This window comes from Streptomyces sp. NPDC014907, assembly GCF_055562975.1.
Map to the genome: position 1 here is coordinate 218,930 of NZ_JBVHEG010000009.1, position 18,786 is coordinate 237,715.

21 protein-coding genes are annotated in these 18,786 nt (G+C 73.5%); 8 read left to right on the plus strand and 13 right to left on the minus strand.

The features are described from left to right. Positions 1-113 precede the first annotated feature (113 nt). Entirely contained in the window at positions 114-767 is a 654-nt protein-coding gene (locus tag ACZ3IL_RS23010; protein WP_467392845.1) for a DedA family protein, read from the minus strand. Between the two features lie 251 nt (positions 768-1,018). Continuing rightward, on the minus strand, positions 1,019-1,474 hold the full coding sequence (locus ACZ3IL_RS23015) for a DUF4442 domain-containing protein (protein WP_467392847.1): 456 nt from the start codon (positions 1,472-1,474) through the stop codon (positions 1,019-1,021). Positions 1,475-1,581: 107 nt separating this feature from the next. Here ACZ3IL_RS23015 and ACZ3IL_RS23020 point away from each other — a divergent pair, with 107 nt between their 5' ends. Further along, positions 1,582-2,682, plus strand: a complete 1,101-nt coding sequence (locus ACZ3IL_RS23020; RefSeq protein ID WP_467392849.1) for a DUF8017 domain-containing protein — start codon at positions 1,582-1,584, stop codon at positions 2,680-2,682. A 120-nt stretch (positions 2,683-2,802) separates the two neighbouring features. Continuing rightward, a complete protein-coding gene (locus ACZ3IL_RS23025) occupies positions 2,803-4,209 on the plus strand; it encodes an MFS transporter (protein ID WP_467392851.1) in 1,407 nt (468 codons plus the stop codon). On the opposite strand, the gene ACZ3IL_RS23030 is transcribed toward ACZ3IL_RS23025, so the two are convergent. Continuing rightward, on the minus strand, positions 4,171-5,016 hold the full coding sequence (locus ACZ3IL_RS23030; RefSeq protein WP_467392853.1) for a spermidine synthase: 846 nt from the start codon (positions 5,014-5,016) through the stop codon (positions 4,171-4,173). The genes ACZ3IL_RS23025 and ACZ3IL_RS23030 overlap by 39 nt on opposite strands. A 63-nt stretch (positions 5,017-5,079) precedes the next feature. Beyond that, positions 5,080-5,934 carry a patatin-like phospholipase family protein gene (locus ACZ3IL_RS23035; protein ID WP_467392855.1) on the minus strand — a complete coding sequence of 285 codons (855 nt, stop codon included), beginning with the start codon at positions 5,932-5,934 and terminating at the stop codon, positions 5,080-5,082. A 253-nt stretch (positions 5,935-6,187) separates the two neighbouring features. Here ACZ3IL_RS23035 and ACZ3IL_RS23040 point away from each other — a divergent pair, with 253 nt between their 5' ends. The 3 genes from ACZ3IL_RS23040 (at position 6,188) to ACZ3IL_RS23050 (ending at position 8,737) form a co-directional block, all read left to right on the plus strand. Beyond that, positions 6,188-6,943, plus strand: a complete 756-nt coding sequence (locus ACZ3IL_RS23040; protein WP_467392856.1) for a TVP38/TMEM64 family protein — start codon at positions 6,188-6,190, stop codon at positions 6,941-6,943. A gap of 150 nt (positions 6,944-7,093) precedes the next feature. Beyond that, a complete protein-coding gene (locus ACZ3IL_RS23045) occupies positions 7,094-7,966 on the plus strand; it encodes an undecaprenyl-diphosphate phosphatase (RefSeq protein WP_467392858.1) in 873 nt (290 codons plus the stop codon). Positions 7,967-8,245: 279 nt separating this feature from the next. Then, the gene (locus ACZ3IL_RS23050; protein WP_467392860.1) at positions 8,246-8,737 is read left to right on the plus strand and encodes a hypothetical protein; all 492 of its coding nucleotides are present in this window, start codon (positions 8,246-8,248) and stop codon (positions 8,735-8,737) included. Between the two features lie 148 nt (positions 8,738-8,885). Here ACZ3IL_RS23050 and ACZ3IL_RS23055 read toward each other — a convergent pair whose 3' ends face one another. Continuing rightward, entirely contained in the window at positions 8,886-9,791 is a 906-nt protein-coding gene (locus tag ACZ3IL_RS23055) for a Gfo/Idh/MocA family protein (RefSeq protein ID WP_467392862.1), read from the minus strand. 139 nt (positions 9,792-9,930) lie between these two features. On the opposite strand from ACZ3IL_RS23055, the gene ACZ3IL_RS23060 reads away from it, so the two are divergent. The 3 genes from ACZ3IL_RS23060 (at position 9,931) to ACZ3IL_RS23070 (ending at position 11,664) form a co-directional block, all read left to right on the plus strand. Further along, positions 9,931-10,467 (plus strand): DinB family protein, encoded by a 537-nt coding sequence (locus tag ACZ3IL_RS23060; RefSeq protein WP_467392864.1) that lies wholly within the window; start codon positions 9,931-9,933, stop codon positions 10,465-10,467. Positions 10,468-10,698: 231 nt separating this feature from the next. Next, positions 10,699-11,250, plus strand: coding sequence for a hypothetical protein (locus ACZ3IL_RS23065; protein ID WP_467392866.1), 552 nt, complete (start codon positions 10,699-10,701; stop codon positions 11,248-11,250). 183 nt (positions 11,251-11,433) lie between these two features. Then, positions 11,434-11,664, plus strand: coding sequence for a transposase domain-containing protein (locus ACZ3IL_RS23070; protein WP_467392868.1), 231 nt, complete (start codon positions 11,434-11,436; stop codon positions 11,662-11,664). A 194-nt stretch (positions 11,665-11,858) separates the two neighbouring features. On the opposite strand, the gene ACZ3IL_RS23075 is transcribed toward ACZ3IL_RS23070, so the two are convergent. The 8 genes from ACZ3IL_RS23075 to ACZ3IL_RS23110 form a co-directional block, all read right to left on the minus strand. After that, positions 11,859-12,119: a hypothetical protein gene (locus ACZ3IL_RS23075; protein ID WP_467392870.1), complete on the minus strand. Its 261-nt coding sequence runs from the start codon at positions 12,117-12,119 to the stop codon at positions 11,859-11,861. A 152-nt stretch (positions 12,120-12,271) separates the two neighbouring features. After that, positions 12,272-12,745, minus strand: coding sequence for a hypothetical protein (locus ACZ3IL_RS23080; protein WP_467392872.1), 474 nt, complete (start codon positions 12,743-12,745; stop codon positions 12,272-12,274). Between the two features lie 69 nt (positions 12,746-12,814). Next, positions 12,815-13,498 carry a uracil-DNA glycosylase gene (gene ung, locus ACZ3IL_RS23085; protein WP_467392874.1) on the minus strand — a complete coding sequence of 228 codons (684 nt, stop codon included), beginning with the start codon at positions 13,496-13,498 and terminating at the stop codon, positions 12,815-12,817. An 82-nt stretch (positions 13,499-13,580) separates the two neighbouring features. Beyond that, the gene (locus ACZ3IL_RS23090; RefSeq protein ID WP_467392876.1) at positions 13,581-15,161 is read right to left on the minus strand and encodes an ABC transporter substrate-binding protein; all 1,581 of its coding nucleotides are present in this window, start codon (positions 15,159-15,161) and stop codon (positions 13,581-13,583) included. 148 nt (positions 15,162-15,309) lie between these two features. Next, positions 15,310-16,077, minus strand: a complete 768-nt coding sequence (locus tag ACZ3IL_RS23095) for an SDR family oxidoreductase (RefSeq protein ID WP_467392878.1) — start codon at positions 16,075-16,077, stop codon at positions 15,310-15,312. 29 nt (positions 16,078-16,106) lie between these two features. Next, the gene (gene fabG / locus ACZ3IL_RS23100) at positions 16,107-16,868 is read right to left on the minus strand and encodes a 3-oxoacyl-ACP reductase FabG (protein WP_467392880.1); all 762 of its coding nucleotides are present in this window, start codon (positions 16,866-16,868) and stop codon (positions 16,107-16,109) included. Positions 16,869-17,080: 212 nt separating this feature from the next. Then, positions 17,081-17,464: a DUF3037 domain-containing protein gene (locus ACZ3IL_RS23105; RefSeq protein WP_467392882.1), complete on the minus strand. Its 384-nt coding sequence runs from the start codon at positions 17,462-17,464 to the stop codon at positions 17,081-17,083. Then, on the minus strand, positions 17,461-18,306 hold the full coding sequence (locus ACZ3IL_RS23110; RefSeq protein ID WP_467392918.1) for a HipA family kinase: 846 nt from the start codon (positions 18,304-18,306) through the stop codon (positions 17,461-17,463). The genes ACZ3IL_RS23105 and ACZ3IL_RS23110 overlap by 4 nt, the downstream gene beginning before the upstream one ends. Between the last annotated feature and the right edge of the window lie 480 nt (positions 18,307-18,786).

Here is an 18,786-nt window from a genome sequence, read left to right on the forward strand (position 1 = left end):
GGGGGGGGGGGGGGGGGCGCCGGGGCGGGGGGGGGGGGGGGGGGGGGGGGGGGCGGCCGGGGGGGGGCCCCCCCCCCGCCCCGCCCCCCCGCCCGTGCGGCGCTCCGTGCCGTTCAGTCCGCCGCCGGGACCGGCTCCGGCTCGGGGGCGGAGGCCCGCTGCGCGGCCGCCTTCTTGGCGCGGTTCTTGATGATCAGCATCGAGGAGAGCCCGATCAGGACGGCGAGGACGAGGCCGAGCCAGGAGAAGCGCTTCAGCCACGCCTCGGCGACGACGCCGACCGAGTAGATGACGGCCGTGGTGCCGCCGGCCCACAGGATGCCGCCGAAGACGTTGGCGACGAGGAACTTCCAGTACGGCATGTGGAGCACGCCCGCGAGCGGTCCGGCGAAGATGCGCAGGAGGGCGATGAAGCGGCCGAAGAAGACCGCCCACATGCCCCACTTCTGGAAGGATTTCTCGGCGAGTCCGACGTTGGCCTCGCTGAAGTGCTTCGGGAACTTCTTCTCCAGCCGGGCGAGCAGCGGCCGGCCGCCCTTGCGGCCGATGGCGTAGCCGATGGAGTCACCGACGATCGCGCCGGCGGTGGCGCAGGCGCCGAGCACGTACGGGTTGATGTCGCCGTGCTGCGAGGCGAGCAGCGCCGAGCTGACGAGGACGATCTCGCCGGGGAGCGGGATGCCCAGGCTCTCCAGCCCGATCACCACCCCCACGAGGAGGTAGACGGCGATCGGCGGGATCGTCTCCAGCCACTCCTGGACGTGCACCGCGACTTCCTCCCGTTTCGACTGGCCTGCCGCACCCGGCCCGTGGTCGGGGGCCGTGGTACCGGCGCACCGCGACGGGCGCGCCGGGGAAGCCTACCCGGTCGGGCCCGCGCGGGCCCCGGCCCGGCCACCGCCGGACCCGGCCCCGATCCCGGTTTCGCCGCCGGACCCGGTCCTGGCGCCGGGACCCGCCCGGAACGCGGCCGCCCCCGTGCCCGGAGGGGTACGGGGGCAGCGGGCCGGAACGCGGGTCAGGCGCCGTTCGGGCGCAGGGTCCACACGACGGTCATCTCGCCGGTCACGGCGCCGTCCTCGCGGGTGATGTCGATCCGCACCGGGAACTCCGGCCGCTGTCCCGCGTCCAGCTCGGCGACGACCTCGGCGGCGGGGCGGCCCAGGGTGGCGGTGGCCGTGACGACGCCCATGGCCAGCTTCTTGTAGCCGATCTCGGCCCTGACGGCGAGCGGGACCGCGCGGGACAGCTGGTCGCCGAAGGCGGCGAGCACGATGGCGCCGCTGGCGGACTCGGCCAGCGTGAACATCGCTCCGGCGTGCGGGCCGCCGACGTGGTTGTGGTAGGCGGGCTGGTCCGGCAGGCGCACGACGGCACGCTCGGCGGTGGTCTCCAGGAACTCCAGGTTCAGGGTTCCGGCCATGGGGACCGTGGCGGCGAGCATCTCGCCCACGGACTTCTGGTCTGCGCTCATGGCCCGTGATGTTACCCGCGAGTAGCAGCCTTGGCCATCCCCCCGTCGCCTCCCGGACCGGGGGCGGACATGGCCGGACGGGCGCCGCACCTCTATGGTTACTGGCCATGTGGCCAGGACAGCAGCCGCCCGGGGGCGAGCAGAACCCGCAGGACCAGAGTCAGAATCCCTACCAGCAGCCGGGGTACCAGCAGCCGAACCCGTACCAGCAGCCGCCGGCCCAGCCCGGGTACCCGCAGCCGCCGGCGCAGCCCGGCTACGCGCAGCAGCCGCCGGCCCCGCCGGGATACCCGCAGCAGGGGTACGGCCAGCAGCCGGGGTACCCGAACCCGTACCAGCAGCCGACCGTGCCGCAGCAGTACGCGGCGCCGGGCCCGGGGCAGCCCGGCGGCCCCGGCGGGAAGAAGAAGACCCTCGCGGTGATCGCCGCCGCGACCGCCGTGGTCGTCGCGGCCGGCGCCACCGCCTTCTTCGTGCTCGGCGGGAACGACGACGAGAAGCCGCACGCCGACGGCAAGAAGCCGTCCGCGACGGCCACCGCCTCCACGGTCCCGTCGGCCGACCCGAGCCCGTCGACCGAACTCGACAACCCGCGCGACGGCGCCGCGCGGCAGCCGACGATCCCCGGCTGGAAGGTCGTCCACAACCCGAAGTACGGGACCCTCTTCGACGTACCGCCGGAGTGGGACGTCATGAAGCCCGGGACGATCAGCTTCCTGGAGGACGAGGCGAAGGGCGACGGCAGCCCGCTCGTCACCATGTCGGGGCCCACGCACCTCAAGGACAAGTGGTGCACCTACGACACCAACAAGGACGGCCACGAGGAGAGCTGGAGCCTGGCGTCGGCCGGCACCAAGGGCGGCCAGGGCGCCAAGAACACCGGCGAGGCCGCGTACAGCGAGGCCGGCACGTGGGTCTGGGGCGGCTACGCGCAGCACATGCCGAAGAGCACCATCAAGATCACGAAGGCCGTTCCGTACACGACGGCCTCCGGCCTCACCGGCAGTCTGTCGACGGCGACGGCACCGAACGTCAAGAAGCGCAACAAGTGCGAGTCGGACGGCAAGGCGATCGCCTTCTCGTTCAAGAACGCCAAGGGCGATTTCTCGAGCTGGGTCCTCAACGCGGCCGACGGCGTCGGCGACGAGCTGCCGGACGCCACGATCCAGAAGATCCTCTCCACGGTCCGGCTCGCCGAGAGCTCCTGACCGCCGGACGCTCCCGGCCGCCGCGACCGCCGGGGCGGCCCTCCCGGGGGCCGCGCCCCGGCGGCGTTCCGTCCGCATAACCGTTTGGCACGGCGGTGAGGGGCCGGGGATAGTCCCGGGGTGACGTCATCCACCCCCTCCCCCGGTCCCTCACCGCTGCGCTCCCGCCGCCCCGAGTGGGCCGGCCGCAACTACCTCCTGCTGACCGCCGCCACGGTCGTGACCAACCTCGGCACGCACGGCGCGCTGATCGCCACCACCTGGGCGGTCTTCGACTCCGGCGGCGACGCGGGGGACGTGGGCCTCGTGGCGACGGCGCGCTTCCTGCCGCTCGTCCTCTTCCTGCTCGTCGGCGGCGCCGTCGCCGACCGGCTGCCCCGGCACCGGGTGATGGTCGCCGCCAACGTCCTCAACTGCGTGTCGCAGGCCGTCTTCGCCGTCCTCGTCCTCTCCGGCGAGGCCCGCGTCTGGCAGATGATGGTGCTCACCGCGCTGTGCGGCACCGGCCAGGCGTTCTTCAACCCGGCGGCCGAGGGCATGCTCATGTCCACCGTCGACGGAGAGCAGGCGAGCCGGGCGTTCGCCGTCTTCCGGATGGCGATGCACGGCGCCTCCATCGGCGGCGCCGCGCTCGGCGGCGCGCTCGTCGCCTTCGTCGGACCGGGCTGGGTCCTCGCGGTCGACGCCGTCGCCTTCGCCGTCGCGGGCGGACTGCGCGCCTTCCTCGACGTGAAGGGCGTCCCCGAGCGCGCCCCCGGCGGCGGCCTCTTCTCCGATCTGCGGGAGGGATGGCGGGAATTCACCGGCCGGCCCTGGCTGTGGTCGATCGTCGCCCAGTTCTCCGTGGTGGTGGGCCTGATCGGCGCGGTCGAGTCGGTGTACGGGCCGATGGTCGCCCGGGAGCAGCTGGGCGGCGCGCGCCCCTGGGGCTTCGCGCTCGCCGCGTACGGAGCGGGGACGGTCGCCGGCGCGGTCCTGATGACCCGGTGGAAGCCGCGCCGGATGCTGTTCGTGGGGACGCTCTGCGTCTTCCCGATCGCGCTGCCCTCGGCGGCGCTCGCGGTGCCGCTGTCCCCGGCCGGCCTGACGGCCGCGATGTTCGTGAGCGGCGTGGCGATCGAGGTCTTCGGGGTCTCGTGGATGACGACGATGCACCAGGAGATCCCCGAGGAGAAGCTGTCCCGGGTCTCCGCCTACGACTGGTTCGGCTCGACGGCCCTGCTGCCGCTGACCACGGCGCTCGCGGGCCCGGCGGAGGGCGCGTTCGGCCGGAGCGGGGCGCTGTGGGGCTCGGCGGCGCTGATGGTCCTCGTCACCGCCCTCGTCCTGTTCGTGCCGGACGTGCGGAACCTGACCCGCCGCCCGCACGCCGCGAAGGCCCCGGGCGCGCCGGCACTCGCGGTCCAGGGCTCCGTGCCCGCCCCCGACCCCGTGCCCGCCCCGGGCTCCGTACCCGCCCCGGGGCCCGTCATGGCTTCGCGGCCCGCCTCAGCCGATGCCGAAGGCCCCCTCGGGGGGAACGGGTGACGGGACGGCCCCGGCGTCCCGGACCGGTTCCGCGTCGCCGGTGAACCGGTCGAGCGCGTCGCCGTGCTCCACCCGCGCGGGAAAGACGTCCGCCGCGGCCCTGCGCGCCAGGCGCGCGGTGTCGATCTCGCGGGCCGAGGCGACCAGGACCGCGTTCCCGAAGCGGCGCCCGCGCAGCACGGCGGGCTCGGCGACGAGCGCCAGCCGGGGGAGGACGGTGGCGAAGGTGGCGAGCTGGGAACGGAGGAAGGCGAAGGGCGCGCCGTCGGCCAGGTTGGCGGCGTAGACCCCGCCGGGCCGCAGTACGCGCCCGACCTCGCGCGCGTACTCGACGGAGGTGAGGTGGGCGGGCACGCGCGAGCCGCCGAAGACGTCCCCCACGATCAGGTCCGCCGACGCGGCGGGAGCCGCTTCGAGCCAGCGCCGGGCGTCCGCGCCGTGCACGGTGATCCCCGATCCCCCGGGCAGCGGCAGGTGCTCCGCGACCAGCGCGAGCAGCCCCCGGTCCGCCTCGACCACGTCCTGCCGCGAGCCGGGCCGGGTGACGGCGACGTACCGGGGCAGGGAGAGCGCCCCGCCGCCCAGGTGCAGGACGTCCAGCGGCTCGCCCTCGTCCGCCGCGCCGTCCACGACGTGGGCGAGCCGGCGCGCGTACTCGAACTCCAGGTGCGCCGGATCGTCCAGGTCCACGTACGACTGGGGCGCGCCGTCGACCGTCAGGAGCCAGGCCCGCTCCCGGTCCACGTCGGGCATGAGGCGCGCGGTGCCGTGGTCGACCTCGCGCAGGACGGGGATGTGCTCGTTCACGTTCCCATTGTGACGGGCGGGCGGGCCGGCCGGCCGCCGGAGGCCCGCCCGGGCGGGCCCGGGTCAGCCGTTCCAGACGGCGGCGACGTCCTCCGCGTGGCGGGCGGCCTGGGCGCGTCCGGCGCGGGCCGCGGCGGCTCGGTGGGCGGGGTCCAGCGGATTGCGTCCGAGGGCCGCGCGGGAGCCGGCGTCGGGGGTGATCACCTCGACGCGGGCCCCCGCGGCGGCGAGTCCGGCGCCCTGCCGGTCCGGCGAGGGGATCGCCTTGCTCCCGCGCCCGTCGGGCGCGACGACGAGGACCCTCTCGTACCCGGCGGCGAGGTGGGCGTTGGCCGTGGAGTGGATGCCGCCGTCGATCAGACGCCGTCCGCCGACGGTGGCCGGGGGCCGGAGGCCGGGGACGGCGCAGCTCGCGGTGACGGCGTCGGCCAGCGGGACGCCACTGGCCGCGTCGTACGTGACGAGTTCGCCGGTGGAGGCGTCGACGGCGGTGACGAGCAGCGGGCGGGCGGGCCAGTCCGTGGCCGGTCCGAGTCGCCGGACCACGGTCTCACGGTGGCTCGTCCCGTCCGCGGTGCGGGTCCCGAGGGCGAGCCGGCCGAGCCTGCGCCCGAACTCCTCCGGGGTGCGGGACCGCAGGACGGCGACGGCGTACCGGAGGAGCACGGGGATTCCGAGCCTCGCGGCGGGTTCCGCGTCCTCGTCGCCGAGCTCCCGTTCGTACAGGGCGGGGAGGCCGGCCGCGCCGAGCCGCGCCCCGACGACCGCGCCGGCGGAACTGCCGACGACGAGGTCCGCCCCGGTCACGTCGAGACCGGCGTCGAGGAGTCCCCGCAGCACGCCGGTCTCCCAGGCGGCCCCGACCATGCCGCCCGCGCCCAGCACCAGCGCCGTCCGCTTTTCCGTCTTCCGCGTCATCTCCCCAGTGTGGCCCGGTGGTTGGGAAGACCGGCGGGCGGGGTGGGGTCCTTGGGACCTCGCGGACGGGGAGGGGGAGGGCCGGTCCCCGTGATAGGCGGCGGAGGCGCGGACCCGGCCGGGGCCGTCCCGGCGTGCGTGCGGGCTCCGGCCGATCGCCGCGCGTTCGGCCCCGGCGCGTTCCGGGCTCCGGCCCGGACGGACATGACGCGCGTTACGGCGCTCCTGCGCGTACGTCCGTTACCCTCCCCGGATGCTCGCTCCCGCGCCCCGGCCGCCGGGCTCCCTCGCCCTCCGCTGCTCCCGGGCCCTCCTCTCCCCCCGTTCGCGCCTCTCGGTGCTCGCGCTGCTCCTGCTCACGGCGGCCACCCTCGTGGTGCTCTACCAGCCGCAGCGCCTGCTGGCCTCGGGCTGGCCACCGCGCGCGGACGGCGCGGACGCGGTGCTGCTCTTCGGCCTGGCGTACGGGGTGTGCACGGCGGCCTTCGTGCCGCGTCCGGTCCTGAACCTGGCGGCGGGCGCGCTCTTCGGCCAGGCCGCCGGTCTGACGGGGGCGGTCGCGGGGACGGTGCTCGGCGCCGGGATCTCGTTCACCCTCGGCCGCTGCCTGGGGCGGGACGCGCTGCGGCCGCTGGTGCGGGGCCGCTGGCTGACGGCGGCGGACGGGCAGCTGAGCCGGCACGGGTTCCGTTCGATGCTGGCGATCCGGCTGTTCCCCGGGGTGCCGTTCGCGGCGGCCAACTACTGCGCGGCGGTCTCCCGGATGGGGTACGTGCCGTTCCTCGTGGCGACGGCGCTCGGCACGGTCCCGAACACGGCGGCGTACGTGGTGGCGGGTGCCCGGGCCGGTTCGCCCGGTTCTCCGGCCTTCCTCCTCTCGGCCGGTTTCATCGTCGTGTCGGGACTCGCCGCGGCCGTGGTGGCCTGGCGCAAACGGCACGGCCTGCGGGCCCCGGCCCCCGTCCCGGACGCCGCTCCGGAACCGGAACCGGTGGGCGCCGCCCGCTGAGGACGGGGCGGCATCCGGGCGGGCGGCCCCGAACGTCCGGCGGGGCGCCGGTTCGCGGACACGTCCTCCAGGGTGTCCCGTCATCTTGGGGAGGTACGCTGCGCACGACCTTCTGACCACACACGTACATAACGGGACGGCCCTAGCCCCATGAGTTGGTTCGAATCGTTCATCCTCGGACTCGTCCAGGGGTTGACGGAGTTCCTTCCCATCTCCTCCAGCGCGCACCTCCGCCTCACCGCGGCGTTCGCCGGATGGCACGACCCGGGCGCGGCGTTCACCGCGATCACCCAGATCGGCACGGAGACCGCGGTCCTCATCTACTTCCGCGAGGACATCGCCCGGATCGTCTCGGCCTGGTTCCGTTCCCTCACCGACAAGTCGATGCGCGCGGACCACGACGCCCAGATGGGCTGGCTGGTGATCGTCGGCTCGATCCCGATCGGCGTCCTCGGCATCACGCTCAAGGACCAGATCGAGGGCCCGTTCCGCGACCTGCGTCTCATCGCCACCACCCTGATCGTCATGGGCGTCGTCCTCGGCGTCGCGGACCGGCTGGCCGCCCGGGACGAGATCGGCGGCCGTCACCGGGTGCCCCGCGAGCGCAAGACGCTCAAGGACCTCGGCGTGAAGGACGGCCTGATCTACGGCGTCTGCCAGGCGATGGCCCTGATCCCCGGCGTCTCCCGCTCGGGCGCGACGATCTCCGGCGGCCTCCTCATGGGCTACACCCGCGAGGCGGCGGCCCGTTACTCCTTCCTCCTCGCGATCCCGGCGGTCCTCGCCTCGGGCGTGTTCGAACTGAAGGACGCCGGCGAGGGGCACGTCTCCTGGGGCCCGACGATCTTCGCGACGATCATCGCCTTCGTCGTCGGCTACGCCGTGATCGCCTGGTTCATGAAGTTCATCACCACCAAGAGCTTCATGCCCTTCGTGATCTACCGCATCCTGCTCGGCATCCTGCTGTTCGCCCTGGTCGGCGCGGGGGTCCTGAGCCCGCACGCGGGCGAGTCCGCGGGCTGACGGTCCCGGTCCGGCGCATCCCGCCGGAGGTCACCGGAGCCGAACAGCGCACGGGCGAGCCCGGCGGAGATGGTCGTCTCCCACTCTTCTCCCACTCCCCCACGCGCGTGCGGCGGCCGGGGCGCCCTGGGGGCCGTGCCCTTCGGGGGCCCCGCTCCCGGCCGGGAGCGGGGTGTCCGCGTACCGCACCGTGTCTCGTTCCACCCGCATGTGCGCACAGCCATTCGAGACACCTGAGAGCATCCGGGGCGTCACTCCCACTCGACCCCCGGGACACTCATGCGACACCCTGCCCCGAAACTCCGCCGGGCCACCGGCGGACTCCTCGCCGCGGGGGCGATGGCCGCCGCCCTGCTCTCCGCTCCTCAGACGCGGGCCGAGGAGCGGACGACGACCAACGCGATCGAAGAACTGCGGGTCATCAGCTGGAACGTCCGCGGTGAAGCGGGCGGCCCACGGGGCTCCCACGCCCACTGCCCCCGCCGCAACGAGCCCGCCGCGATCGTCTCCCCGGGCGCACAGCACGAGGCGAACGCCTTCGACGAGGCCCTGAACTACGGCTACGGCACCGCGAACCGCCGGCTGCCGGCGGGCACCGCCGACGCCAGCGGTGACGACACCCCCGACATGTGGACCACCGCGTCGACGGCGACCGGCGCGGAGAACCTCCTCTTCCACCCGACCGGGGTCAGGCCGAGCGGACAGCTGACCGACACCGCCCCGGTCACCGTGGGCGAGGGCGGCTGGCAGGTCTTCACCTCCCTGAGCTGACCCCGGCGGCCGGTCGCGCCGGCCGTGCTCCCGGCCCGCCCGCCGGGCCGGGGCGCAGCCGTGGCCGGCAGGCCCGTGGGAACGATCGGGGCAGGACCCCGGGCCGGAACGGCGCCCGCCTCAGGACAACCGGATCAGGACGACTGAATCAGGACGACTGGATCAGGGCCTCGCGGACGACGCGCTCGCACAGTTCGTGGGTGAGCAGGGCGTCGCGGGCGCTGAGCACGCGGCCCTCGCGCACGGCGTCGAGGAAGGCGAGCACCGCCTGTTCGATGCCGCGCTGACGGGCCACGGGCACCCAGTCCCCGCGCCGGCGCAGCGTCGGCTGGCCCTTGTGGTCGACGACGTCCGAGAGGTTGAGGACCTGCCGCTTGGTGTTCTGGCCGGAGACCTCCAGGACCTCCTCGGTGGAACCGTTCATCCGGTTCATCATGCCGATGGCGGTGAAGCCGTCGCCGGAGAGCTGGAGCACCACGTGGTGCATGAGCCCGTCGCGGACCCGGGTCCGCACGTCGACGTGGTCGATCTCGCCCGGCAGGAGGAAGCGCAGGGTGTCGACGACGTGGATGAAGTCGTCGAGGACGAGCGTCCGGGGGTCCTCGGGCAGGCCGACCCGGTTCTTCTGAAGCAGGATCAGTTCGCGCGGGTGGTCGAGGCACTGGGCGTAGGCGGGGGCGAGGCGCCGGTTGAAGCCGACGGCGAGGGCGACCGAACGCTTCTCGGCCAGTTCCACGATCCGCTCGGAGTCGGCGTACTCGTACGCGAGGGGCTTGTCGACGTACGTGGGGACTCCGGCCCCGATGAGCCGTTCGGCGATCTCGGCGTGGGCGGCGGTGGACGCGTGCACGAAGGCCGCGTCGAGTCCGGCGGAGAGCAGCGAACCGAGGTCCCGGTGGCGCCGGCCGGCGGGCAGGTGCAGGGTGTCGGCCACCCGCTCCAGGGTGGCGGGAGTGCGGGTCTGCAGGTGCAGTTCGACGCCGGGGAGGGTGGCGAGGACGGGAAGGTAGGCCTTCTGCGCGATGTCGCCGAGTCCGATGCAGCCAACCTTCACTGGTTCTCCCTTGTCGTCGTTCGCCGGTCCCGGCCGTACGGGCCGTTCGCGCCGGTCAGCTTACGCGGGGCGGGACCGGAGCCGGGCCGGAGCCGGGCGCCGCCGAAATCACTGGCACCGTCCGGAACCGTGGGGGACGATGCCGCACATGACCAGCGATCACACCGAAACCGTCCCGCGCGTCTCCCCGGGCACCACCACGGGCGAACGCGAAGCCCTGGAGCAGTGGCTCGACTTCCATCGCGCGACCCTCGCGAGGAAGTGCGAGGGGCTGGACGACGTCCGGCTGCGCACCCCGTCCGTCCCGCCCTCCGACCTCAGCCTGCTGGGTCTGGCCCGGCACATGGCCGAGGTCGAACGCCACTGGTTCCGCCGCATCCTGGCCGGCGAGGACGTGGGGGACCTCTACATGACCGAGGAGGACGAGGACCGGGACATCCACGTCACGGACGGGGACACCTACGAGGAGGCCCACGCGGCCTGGCAGGCCGAGATCGCCCGCGCGCGCGCCCTGGCCGCCGACCGGGAGCTGGACGACCTGGGCGCGGGCGAGCACCGCACGGGGAAGAAGTTCAACCTCCGGTGGATCTACCTCCACATGATCGAGGAGTACGCCCGTCACAACGGCCACGCGGACCTGCTCCGGGAGCGGATCGACGGCGCGACCGGCGACTGAGCCGAGGCGCCGGCCCGCACCGGCGCCCCGCCCGGCCCCGGACCCGGCGGCGGGCCCGGGGCCGGGCGGCGGGTCCGGGGCCGGGCGGCGGGTCCGGGGCCGGCGGCGGGCCCGGGGCCGGGCGGCGGGTCCGGCGACGGGTCAAAGGCGGACGTCGCGCGGCTCACCCGTGCGGGGCATTCCCCGCCGGTAGGGGCGCGAAGTCCCCGCCGGAGCAGCAGAGTGACGCGGGTGCATGGAACCCGAACCACAGCGAAGATCCTGGCCGGAGCGGCGGTGGCCGCACTGACGGGCTGCGTCTCGGTGGCCGCTCCGACGACGGCGCCCGTCCCCGTCACCGCTCCGGCGGAGACCTTACGTCCCGGCGGGGCCGTGGCCCCGCAGATCCTCGCGGGCCCGGCCCGGGAGGCCCTCGAAGCGGCGCTCCCCGCTCCCCCGCCGTCCGTCGCGCCCCGTCCGGCCCCGGGGTCCGGGGAACGGCGGCGTGCGGCGGCCGCGCCGGACCGGGAGGCGTCCCGCCCCGGCGTCGTACCGAGACAGCGCGAGCACCCGCGTCCCGCGCCCCGTCCGGACCTGCCGGTCCTGCCGAATCTGTCGGACCGGCCGGTCCTTCCGGGCCTCCAGGGGCTGCCCGCCCTCCCGGGACGGACGGACCTCCCGGGACGGACGGACCTCCCGGGTCGGACGGCCCGGCCCGGTCTCTGTACACCGGGCGACCGGTACGGCGGCCGGAGGCCCGGCGGCGACCCGTCGAGGATCTGCCTGGACCTCCACGGCCGGTGAGCCCCGGCGGGTACGGCCGGTGAGCCGGAGGCGTCCACGGCCGGGCCGGTGAAGCCGGGGCGTCACACGGCCGGTGAGGCACGGGAGCACGTCCCCCGAGGGCCGGAGGCGGCCGATGCGGTTGCCTTTGGGGTGCGGGGATCGTTGCCCCGCGTGTGACGGGGGTGGGGCGCGGGCCGGCGGGTGCGGATCGGGATTCCGGCGAAGGTGTTCACGGCCGAGCTGGTCGACGCGGCGATGGCCAAGCACGACCGGGCCGAGCGGCGCCGACTCCTGCCGGTTCGGCTGGTCGTGTACTTCGTCCTGGCCCTGTGCCTGTTCGCCCGGGAGGCGTACGAGGAGGTGCTGCGGGTGCTGACCGGCGGCGTCCCGGGCAGCCGGGCCCTTGCGCCGGTGAACCGGTCGTCGTTGTGACGGACTCGTGTCCGGCGCGGGAAGGCCGGCCCTTCCCCGTCACGTGATCTGCCCCGTCACCGCCTACGGCTCAGATGTCGAGGGACCGAGAACGACGATCGGTCCCTCGGCTCGGGCCCGGGCGGGGGCAGTGGCGGCCCGAGGCCCCCGCAACGGCGGCAAGGGACGCAGCGCGTCGGAGATGTGGGCTCAGGTCAGCCGATCCAGTCCCGGAACCGGGCGTGTGATGGTCCGCACGCGCCGTCGGCCAAGGCGTCCTCGTAAGCCTGCCTGGCTACGGCTTCCCTCTCTTCCGCCGAGGTGCCGGCGGACACGAGGCCCCCCGAGCCGACTGCGTAGGTCGTGCAGCGTGGATAGACCGGCTGAACGGCGTACCACCCGAAGGCGACAACGCCGGCCAGCACGGCCAGGGTGAGGAAGCGGCGTCCGGGTGTGTGGAAGAACGGGTTGATCACCTGTGGATGGTACGGAGCGTGCCCGACCCGCCGGCCCGCGCCCCCACTCCGTCACAGACGGGGCAACGGTCCCCCGCGGCTCCAAGGCGACCGCACTGGCCGGGGGCCGTCCCCGGGAAGGGCCCGGAACGGCCGGGTCCCGTTCCGCCGGCTCACTCCTCCCGCAGGCGCAGCTCCAGGCGCTCGATCGCGGCCCGTACCCCGTTCCCGTAACCGTCGTCGTCCAGGTGGTCCGACGCCGCCCGCGCCCGGTCCAGATGGGCGCGGGCGGCGTCGGGCCTGCCGAGCTTGGCGTAGTCGGCGGCGAGGTTGAGGTGGAGCGACGGGTACAGCGCCCGGAGCGCGACCGTCGGATCGTGGGCGGCGAGCCGTTCCTCCGGGAGGTTCTCGGCCGCGCTCAGCGCCCGCAGGTCCCAGGCCAGCTCGGTCTCCGGGTCGTCCTGGGCGTCCGCCATGTAGTGCGCGAGGGTGCAGCGGTGCAGGGGGTCCCCGTCCGGGCCGATCCGCTGCCACAGCGTCGCGAAGCGGTTGCGGGCCTCCTCGCGGTCGCCGCCGTGGAGCAGCATCAGGGCCTGCCCGATGCTGGTCATGACCCCGTCGTCCGACGCCTGCTGCTGCCCGGTCACCGCGACCTCCACAAGATCACCACTGGAAGGACCGACGCTAGCCGCACCCGGTCCGGATCGGACCGAGGCTCAGCCGAGGTCCGGAATGCGCCAGTCGATCGGCTCGTGTCCCTGGGCCGCGACGGCCTCGTTGATCTGCGTGAAGGGCCGCGATCCGAAGAACTTCTTCGCCGACAGGGGCGAGGGGTGGGCGCCCTTCACCACCGCGTGCCGCTCCTCGTCGATGAGGGGGAGCTTCTTCTGCGCGTAGTTGCCCCAGAGGACGAAGACGGCCGGGTCGGGGCGCGAGGCGACGGCGGTGATCACCGCGTCCGTGAACTTCTCCCAGCCCTTGCCCTTGTGCGAGTTCGCCTCGCCGGCGCGGACGGTCAGCACGGCGTTGAGCAGGAGGACGCCCTGTTCGGCCCACGGCATCAGGTAGCCGTTGTCCGGGACGGGGAGGCCGAGGTCGGCGTGCATCTCCTTGTAGATGTTCCGCAGGGACGGCGGGGTCTTCACGCCGGGGCGGACCGAGAAGCAGAGGCCGTGCCCCTGGCCCTCGCCGTGGTAGGGGTCCTGACCGAGGATCAGGACCTTCACCTTGTCGTACGGGGTGGCGTCGAGGGCGGCGAAGACCTCGTCCTTCGGGGGGTAGACCGGCCCCTTGGCGCGCTCCTCCTCGACGAACTCGGCGAGCCGGGCGAAGTACGGCTTCTGCAGTTCCTCGCCGAGGACACCGCGCCAGGATTCGGGCAGCATGCTGGTGTCGGTCACGGTCAACAACCTCCGGTGGACGTTCCTGTCTACGTCCCAGAACCTACCGGGGGCCACTGACAGTGACCCCCCGCGGGCTCTCCTACCAGCTGGCGCGTCGGCTCAGTTCCCAGAGCTGCATGACCGTCTGCGGGTCGAGGGCGCGCTCGCCGCCGCCGATGTCCTCGCCGGCCGCGATGTAGAGCTTGCCCTGCCACAGGGGCAGCAGCCGGACGTCCTGGACCATGATCTCCTGGGCCGCCACGAACTCGTCCGTGACGGTCGCGCGGTCGCTCTCGCGGCGGGACCTGGGGAGCAGCACGTCGGTGATCCGGGGGCTGAGGTAGGGCGTGCCGAGGGCGTTCTCCTTGCCGACGAAGGGCGCGACGAAGTTGTCCGGGTCCGGGAAGTCGGGGAACCAGCCGCGGCCGAAGACGGGGTACTCGCCCTTCTGGTAGGCCGCCTGGTACTCCGTCCAGGGCTTGCCGTGCAGGGTGACCTTGAAGAGTCCCGACCGCTCCAGCTGCCGCTTGAGTTCGGCGAACTCGGCGGCCGTGGAGGAGCCGTACCGGTCGGTGGTGTACCAGAGGGTGAGCGGGACGGGTTCGGTGATGCCGGCGTCGCGGAGGAGCTTGGTGGCCTTCTCGACGCTCGGCGCGCCGAAGTGGTCGAAGAACTTGGTGGTGTGGGCGGCGACGCCCTTGGGCACCATGGAGTACAGGGGTTCGGCGGTGCCCTGGTAGACCCGGTTGATCAGTTCGTCGCGGTCGACGAGCTGGGCGACGGCCCTGCGGACGGCGGGCTTGGCGATCGTGGGGTCCTGGGCGTTGAAGACCAGGTAGCGGATGTCGGCGCCGGTCGACTCGACGATCTGCAGGCCCTTGTTCTCGGGCTTGTCCTCCTGGAGGGAGACGACCTCCTCGGCGGTGAGGCCGCGGTAGGTGGCGTCGATCTCCTTCTTCCGGAGCGCGGTGACCATCGCCTCGGACTCCTCGAAGTACTTGATGGTCACGCCGCCGTTCTTGCGGTCGGCGAAGCCCTTGTACGTCGGGTTCCTGGTCAGTTCCGCCGTCTTGCGCTCGGAGTACGAGTCGAGGACGTACGGCCCGGAGCCGGTGACCTTGCCGTCCTTGGCGCGGAGCCGGTCGGCCGGGTAGTCGGCCGGGTCCACGATGGACATCGCGGGGGTGGCCAGGACGAACGGGAAGGTGGCGTCCGGCTTGTTGAGCCGGAAGACGACCGTGCGGTCGCCGACGGTCTCGATCCTGTCGAGGGAGCCGAGCATGCCGTTGGGGCCGCCCTTGTGGTTGATCGTGCGGATGCGCTCGATCGAGTACTGCACGGCCTTGGCGTCCAGTTTGTGCCCGTTGGAGAACGTCAGGCCCTCCAGGAGCTTGCACTCGAAGACCCGGCTGGAGGTGTCGGTGAATTTGCAGTCGGCGGCGTCCGCCTGCGGAATGGTGCTGCCCGTCGGAAAACTCACCAGGGTCTGGAAAACGTTCCGGAACATTTCCCACGCGTTGTCCCAGGATGCGGCTGGATCAAGCGTGGAGGGAGAGCTCGTCGTACCGATGACGATCCTCTGGTCCCCGGCGGATTCACTGTCGGAGAAGACACCGCATCCGGATATCAGGGATATGGACACAAGGGCTGCAGCCGCCTGCAGACTGGTCCGGTTGAACACGTGCACGCTCCTCGTTCAGCCTGGGGTCGGCCGACGATACCGCAGCGCCCCGTCAGGTCAATGTTCGAGCCCGACGGGGCACTTGAGTCATTCGATGGGGAATCGGGCCCAATCCGGACATGAATTCCGGAAATTGTCCGATTATCGGTCAGCCGACTCCGGCGTTCAGGAAAATCCCGCCGTCGACGACGAGCGTCTGGCCGGTGATCCACTCCGACTGCGAGGAGGTGAGGAAGGCCGCCGCGCCGCCGATGTCCTCGGGCACGCCGAGCCGCCCGAGCGGGTACGAGGCGGCCGCCTCCGCCTCGCGGCCCTCGTAGAGCGCCTGCGCGAACTTCGTCTTCACCACGGCCGGGGCGATCGCGTTGACCCGTACCACCGGGGCGAATTCGTGCGCGAGCTGGAGGGTCAGGTTGACCATCGCGGCCTTGCTCATCCCGTACGCCCCGATGAAGGGCGAGGCGGAGACGCCGGCGATCGAGGCGATGTTCACGATCGCCCCGCCGTTCTCCTTCTGCCAGGCGTGCCAGCTCCGCTGCGCGAAACCGAGCGCCGAGAGCACGTTGATCTCGAACACCTTGCGGGCCACGTCGAGATCGAGGTCCGCGAGGGGGCCGAAGACCGGATTCGTACCGGCGTTGTTGACGAGGAAGTCCAGCCGGCCGAAACCGTCCATCGCCGCCTCGACCGCGACGGCCCGGTGGGCGTCGTCGTGGGCCTTGCCCGGGACGCCGATCACCCGGTCCGCACCGAGCCGCTCGACGGCCTCCTTGAGGGCCTCCTCGCCGCGCCCGGTGATGACGACCCGGTCGCCGCGGGCGACCAGCGCCTCGGCGACGCCGTAGCCGATGCCCCGGCTCGCCCCGGTGACCAGGGCGACCCTGCCGGACAGCTCCGGCCGTTCCTGTGCGCTCACGCTCTCCTCCTCCCGTTCCCGGCCGGCCGTCAGTTGAGCGGGCCGCCGGCCACGTACATGACCTGACCGGACACGAAGCCGGCGTCGTCGCCCGTGAAGAACGCGATGGCGTTGGCGACGTCCTCGGGGCGGCCGACCCGCTGCACCGGGATCATGGTGGCGGCGGCGGCCTGGAACTCCTCGAATCCCATGCCGACGCGCTCGGCGGTCTGCGCGGTCATCTCGGTGACGATGAAGCCCGGGGCGACGGCGTTGGCGGTGATGCCGAACTTGCCGAGCTCCTTGGCGAGGGTCTTGGTGAAGCCCTGCAGACCGGCCTTGACGGCCGAGTAGTTGGCCTGGCCCCGGTTGCCGAGCGCCGAGGAGGAGGAGAGGGAGACGATCCGGCCGAAGCCCGCGTCCACCATGTGCTTCTGGCAGGCCTTCGCCATCAGGAAGGCACCCTTCAGGTGCACGTTCATGACGAGGTCCCAGTCCGACTCGGACATCTTGAAGAGCAGGTTGTCGCGGAGCACGCCCGCGTTGTTGACGAGGATCGTGGGCGCTCCGAGCTCGGCGGCGACCCGCGCGACGGCGGCCTCCACCCGGGCGCTGTCGGAGACGTCGCAGCCGACCGCGAGGGCGGTGCCGCCCGCGGCGGTGATCTTCTCGACGGTGTCCTTGCAGGCCGCCTCGTCGAGGTCGAGTACGGCGACGGCGCGGCCCTCGGCCGCGAGGCGGAGCGCGGTGGCCGCGCCGATGCCCCGCGCGGCCCCCGTGACGACGGCTACGCGCTGCTCGGTGGTGGACATGCTTGGTTCTCCTCGCCCTTGGATCGTCCCTGGTGACGGCCGGACCCGGGCGTCCGCTCCTGCGTCCCGCACATGAGCGACCGCTTAGTATCGTCCGCAGACGAGACGCTAGAAGCCCTGGCACCCGGTGTCAACGGCCCACCGGGTGCGCCTGGCCACTCCCGGCCGGGCGCACCCGGCGGTCCCGGCCGCTCCCGGCCCGGGACGGGCGCTCAGCGCACCAGCAGGCCGAGCAGGCGCTCCACCTCGGCCTCGGGATCGGCGGTGAGGCCCGTGTGCACGGGACCCGGCTGCACGACCGTGGAACGCGGCGCGATCAGCCAGCGGAAACGGCGCCCGGCGTCGTCGCGCGCGGCCTGCCCGGCGGCGTCCCCGCCCAGGCAGACCCCCTCGACCGCGCGCAGCGCCGCCCGGACGCCGGCCACGTCGGCCGCCGGGTCGAGCACGGCCAGCTTGGCCTCGTCCAGATGGGTGCGGGCGGCCACGAAGGAGCGGGCGCGGCAGTAGACGACCACGCCCGCGTTGAAGCACTCGCCGCGCTCGACCCGCGGCACCACGCGCAGCAGCGCGTACTCGAAGACGTCGCGGTCGCTCACGTGGTGCTGTCCTTCTCGGTGGTGCGGGGCCGGGGCGCCAGGCGTTCGGCGAGCCAGCCGGGCGGCTGCTGGGGGCGGTTCTCGGTGCGCGGCCCGAGGGTGATCCGCTCGTGGATGGTCGCGGCGCGGGGCAGCAGCGCCTCGACGTAGGCGGCGCGCACCTCGTCCGGGCCGGCGAAGCCGGGCTCGTCGACGAGCCACGCGTCGGGCACGTCGGCGGTGACCTCCTCGAGGAGCTCGCGGGTGACGAGCGGCGCGAGTTCGGCCGCGGCGGTGGCGACGTCCGGGCCGAAGGGGGCGAGCGCGTGGTCGGAGGCGTCGTAGGCCTTGGCGGCGGAGGCGGCGGCGCCCGGCCAGTTGTGGTGCCAGATCATGGTGGCTCCGTGGTCGATGAGCCACAGGTCGCCGTGCCAGACGAGCATGTTCGGGTTCCGCCAGGACCGGTCGACGTTGTTGATCACCGCGTCGAACCAGACGACCCGGCCCGCCTCCGCGGGATCCACCTCGTACGCCAGCGGGTCGAAGCCCAGCGAACCCGGCAGGAAGTCCATGCCCAGGTTGAGCCCGCCGCTCGACTTGAGCAGTTCCTGCACCTCCTGGTCGGGTTCGGAGAGCCCGATGACCGGGTCGACCCGGACACCGACGAGTTCCGGCACCCGCAGCCCGAGCCGGCGGGCGAGCTGTCCGCAGACGACCTCGGCGACCAGGGTCTTGCGCCCCTGGCCGGCGCCGGTGAACTTCACGACGTATGTGCCGAGATCGTCGGCCTCGACGATCCCGGGGAGCGAGCCGCCTTCACGCAGGGGCGTGACATAGCGGGTCGCTACGACCTCTTCCAACACTTTCCGGGCCACCCATTCTCTTCGGCCTTGCCCTTCGCGGACAGCTTCTCCGGGGCGCGGAGGCGGGGTCCACCGGTCAACGGCGCCGGGGGGAATCCGGGGAGTCCCGGTCGGCGGGCCGGTCTCCGCGCTCCCCCGGCGGACCGTCGACGGTGCCGCGCCCCTTGCTGCCGGCTTCCGGCATGAAGGGAGCATAGTAACCGAGGGTGATCACCGGGGAGGAGTGCCCGAGCCACCGGGCCAGGGTCACGACGGGCTCTCCGGCTTCCGGCATGATCGAGGCGCACGCCGGGGCAAACTCGCGTAACCCGCACAGGAGTCCAGTCCTGGCTCCGTGCCGAAGTGCATGGCTTTGAGAGCGTTGGGGGGGGGCCGGCCCCCCCCCCGCCCCGGGGGGGGGGGGGGGGGCGCCCCCCCCCCCCGGCGCCGCGCGCGGCCCCGAGCACGGGGGACGCCGCGCCCCCGCGACCCGCGCCGAGC

Coding starts and splice junctions, on each gene's coding strand:
- ACZ3IL_RS23015 (WP_467392847.1), bottom strand. CDS start 1,474: ATGAGCGCAGACCAGAAGTCCGTGGGCGAGATGCTCGCCGCCACGGTC.
- ACZ3IL_RS23020 (WP_467392849.1), top strand. CDS start 1,582: ATGTGGCCAGGACAGCAGCCGCCCGGGGGCGAGCAGAACCCGCAGGAC.
- ACZ3IL_RS23035 (WP_467392855.1), bottom strand. CDS start 5,934: ATGACGCGGAAGACGGAAAAGCGGACGGCGCTGGTGCTGGGCGCGGGC.
- ACZ3IL_RS23040 (WP_467392856.1), top strand. CDS start 6,188: ATGCTCGCTCCCGCGCCCCGGCCGCCGGGCTCCCTCGCCCTCCGCTGC.
- ACZ3IL_RS23045 (WP_467392858.1), top strand. CDS start 7,094: ATGAGTTGGTTCGAATCGTTCATCCTCGGACTCGTCCAGGGGTTGACG.
- ACZ3IL_RS23050 (WP_467392860.1), top strand. CDS start 8,246: ATGCGACACCCTGCCCCGAAACTCCGCCGGGCCACCGGCGGACTCCTC.
- ACZ3IL_RS23060 (WP_467392864.1), top strand. CDS start 9,931: ATGCCGCACATGACCAGCGATCACACCGAAACCGTCCCGCGCGTCTCC.
- fabG (WP_467392880.1), bottom strand. CDS start 16,868: ATGTCCACCACCGAGCAGCGCGTAGCCGTCGTCACGGGGGCCGCGCGG.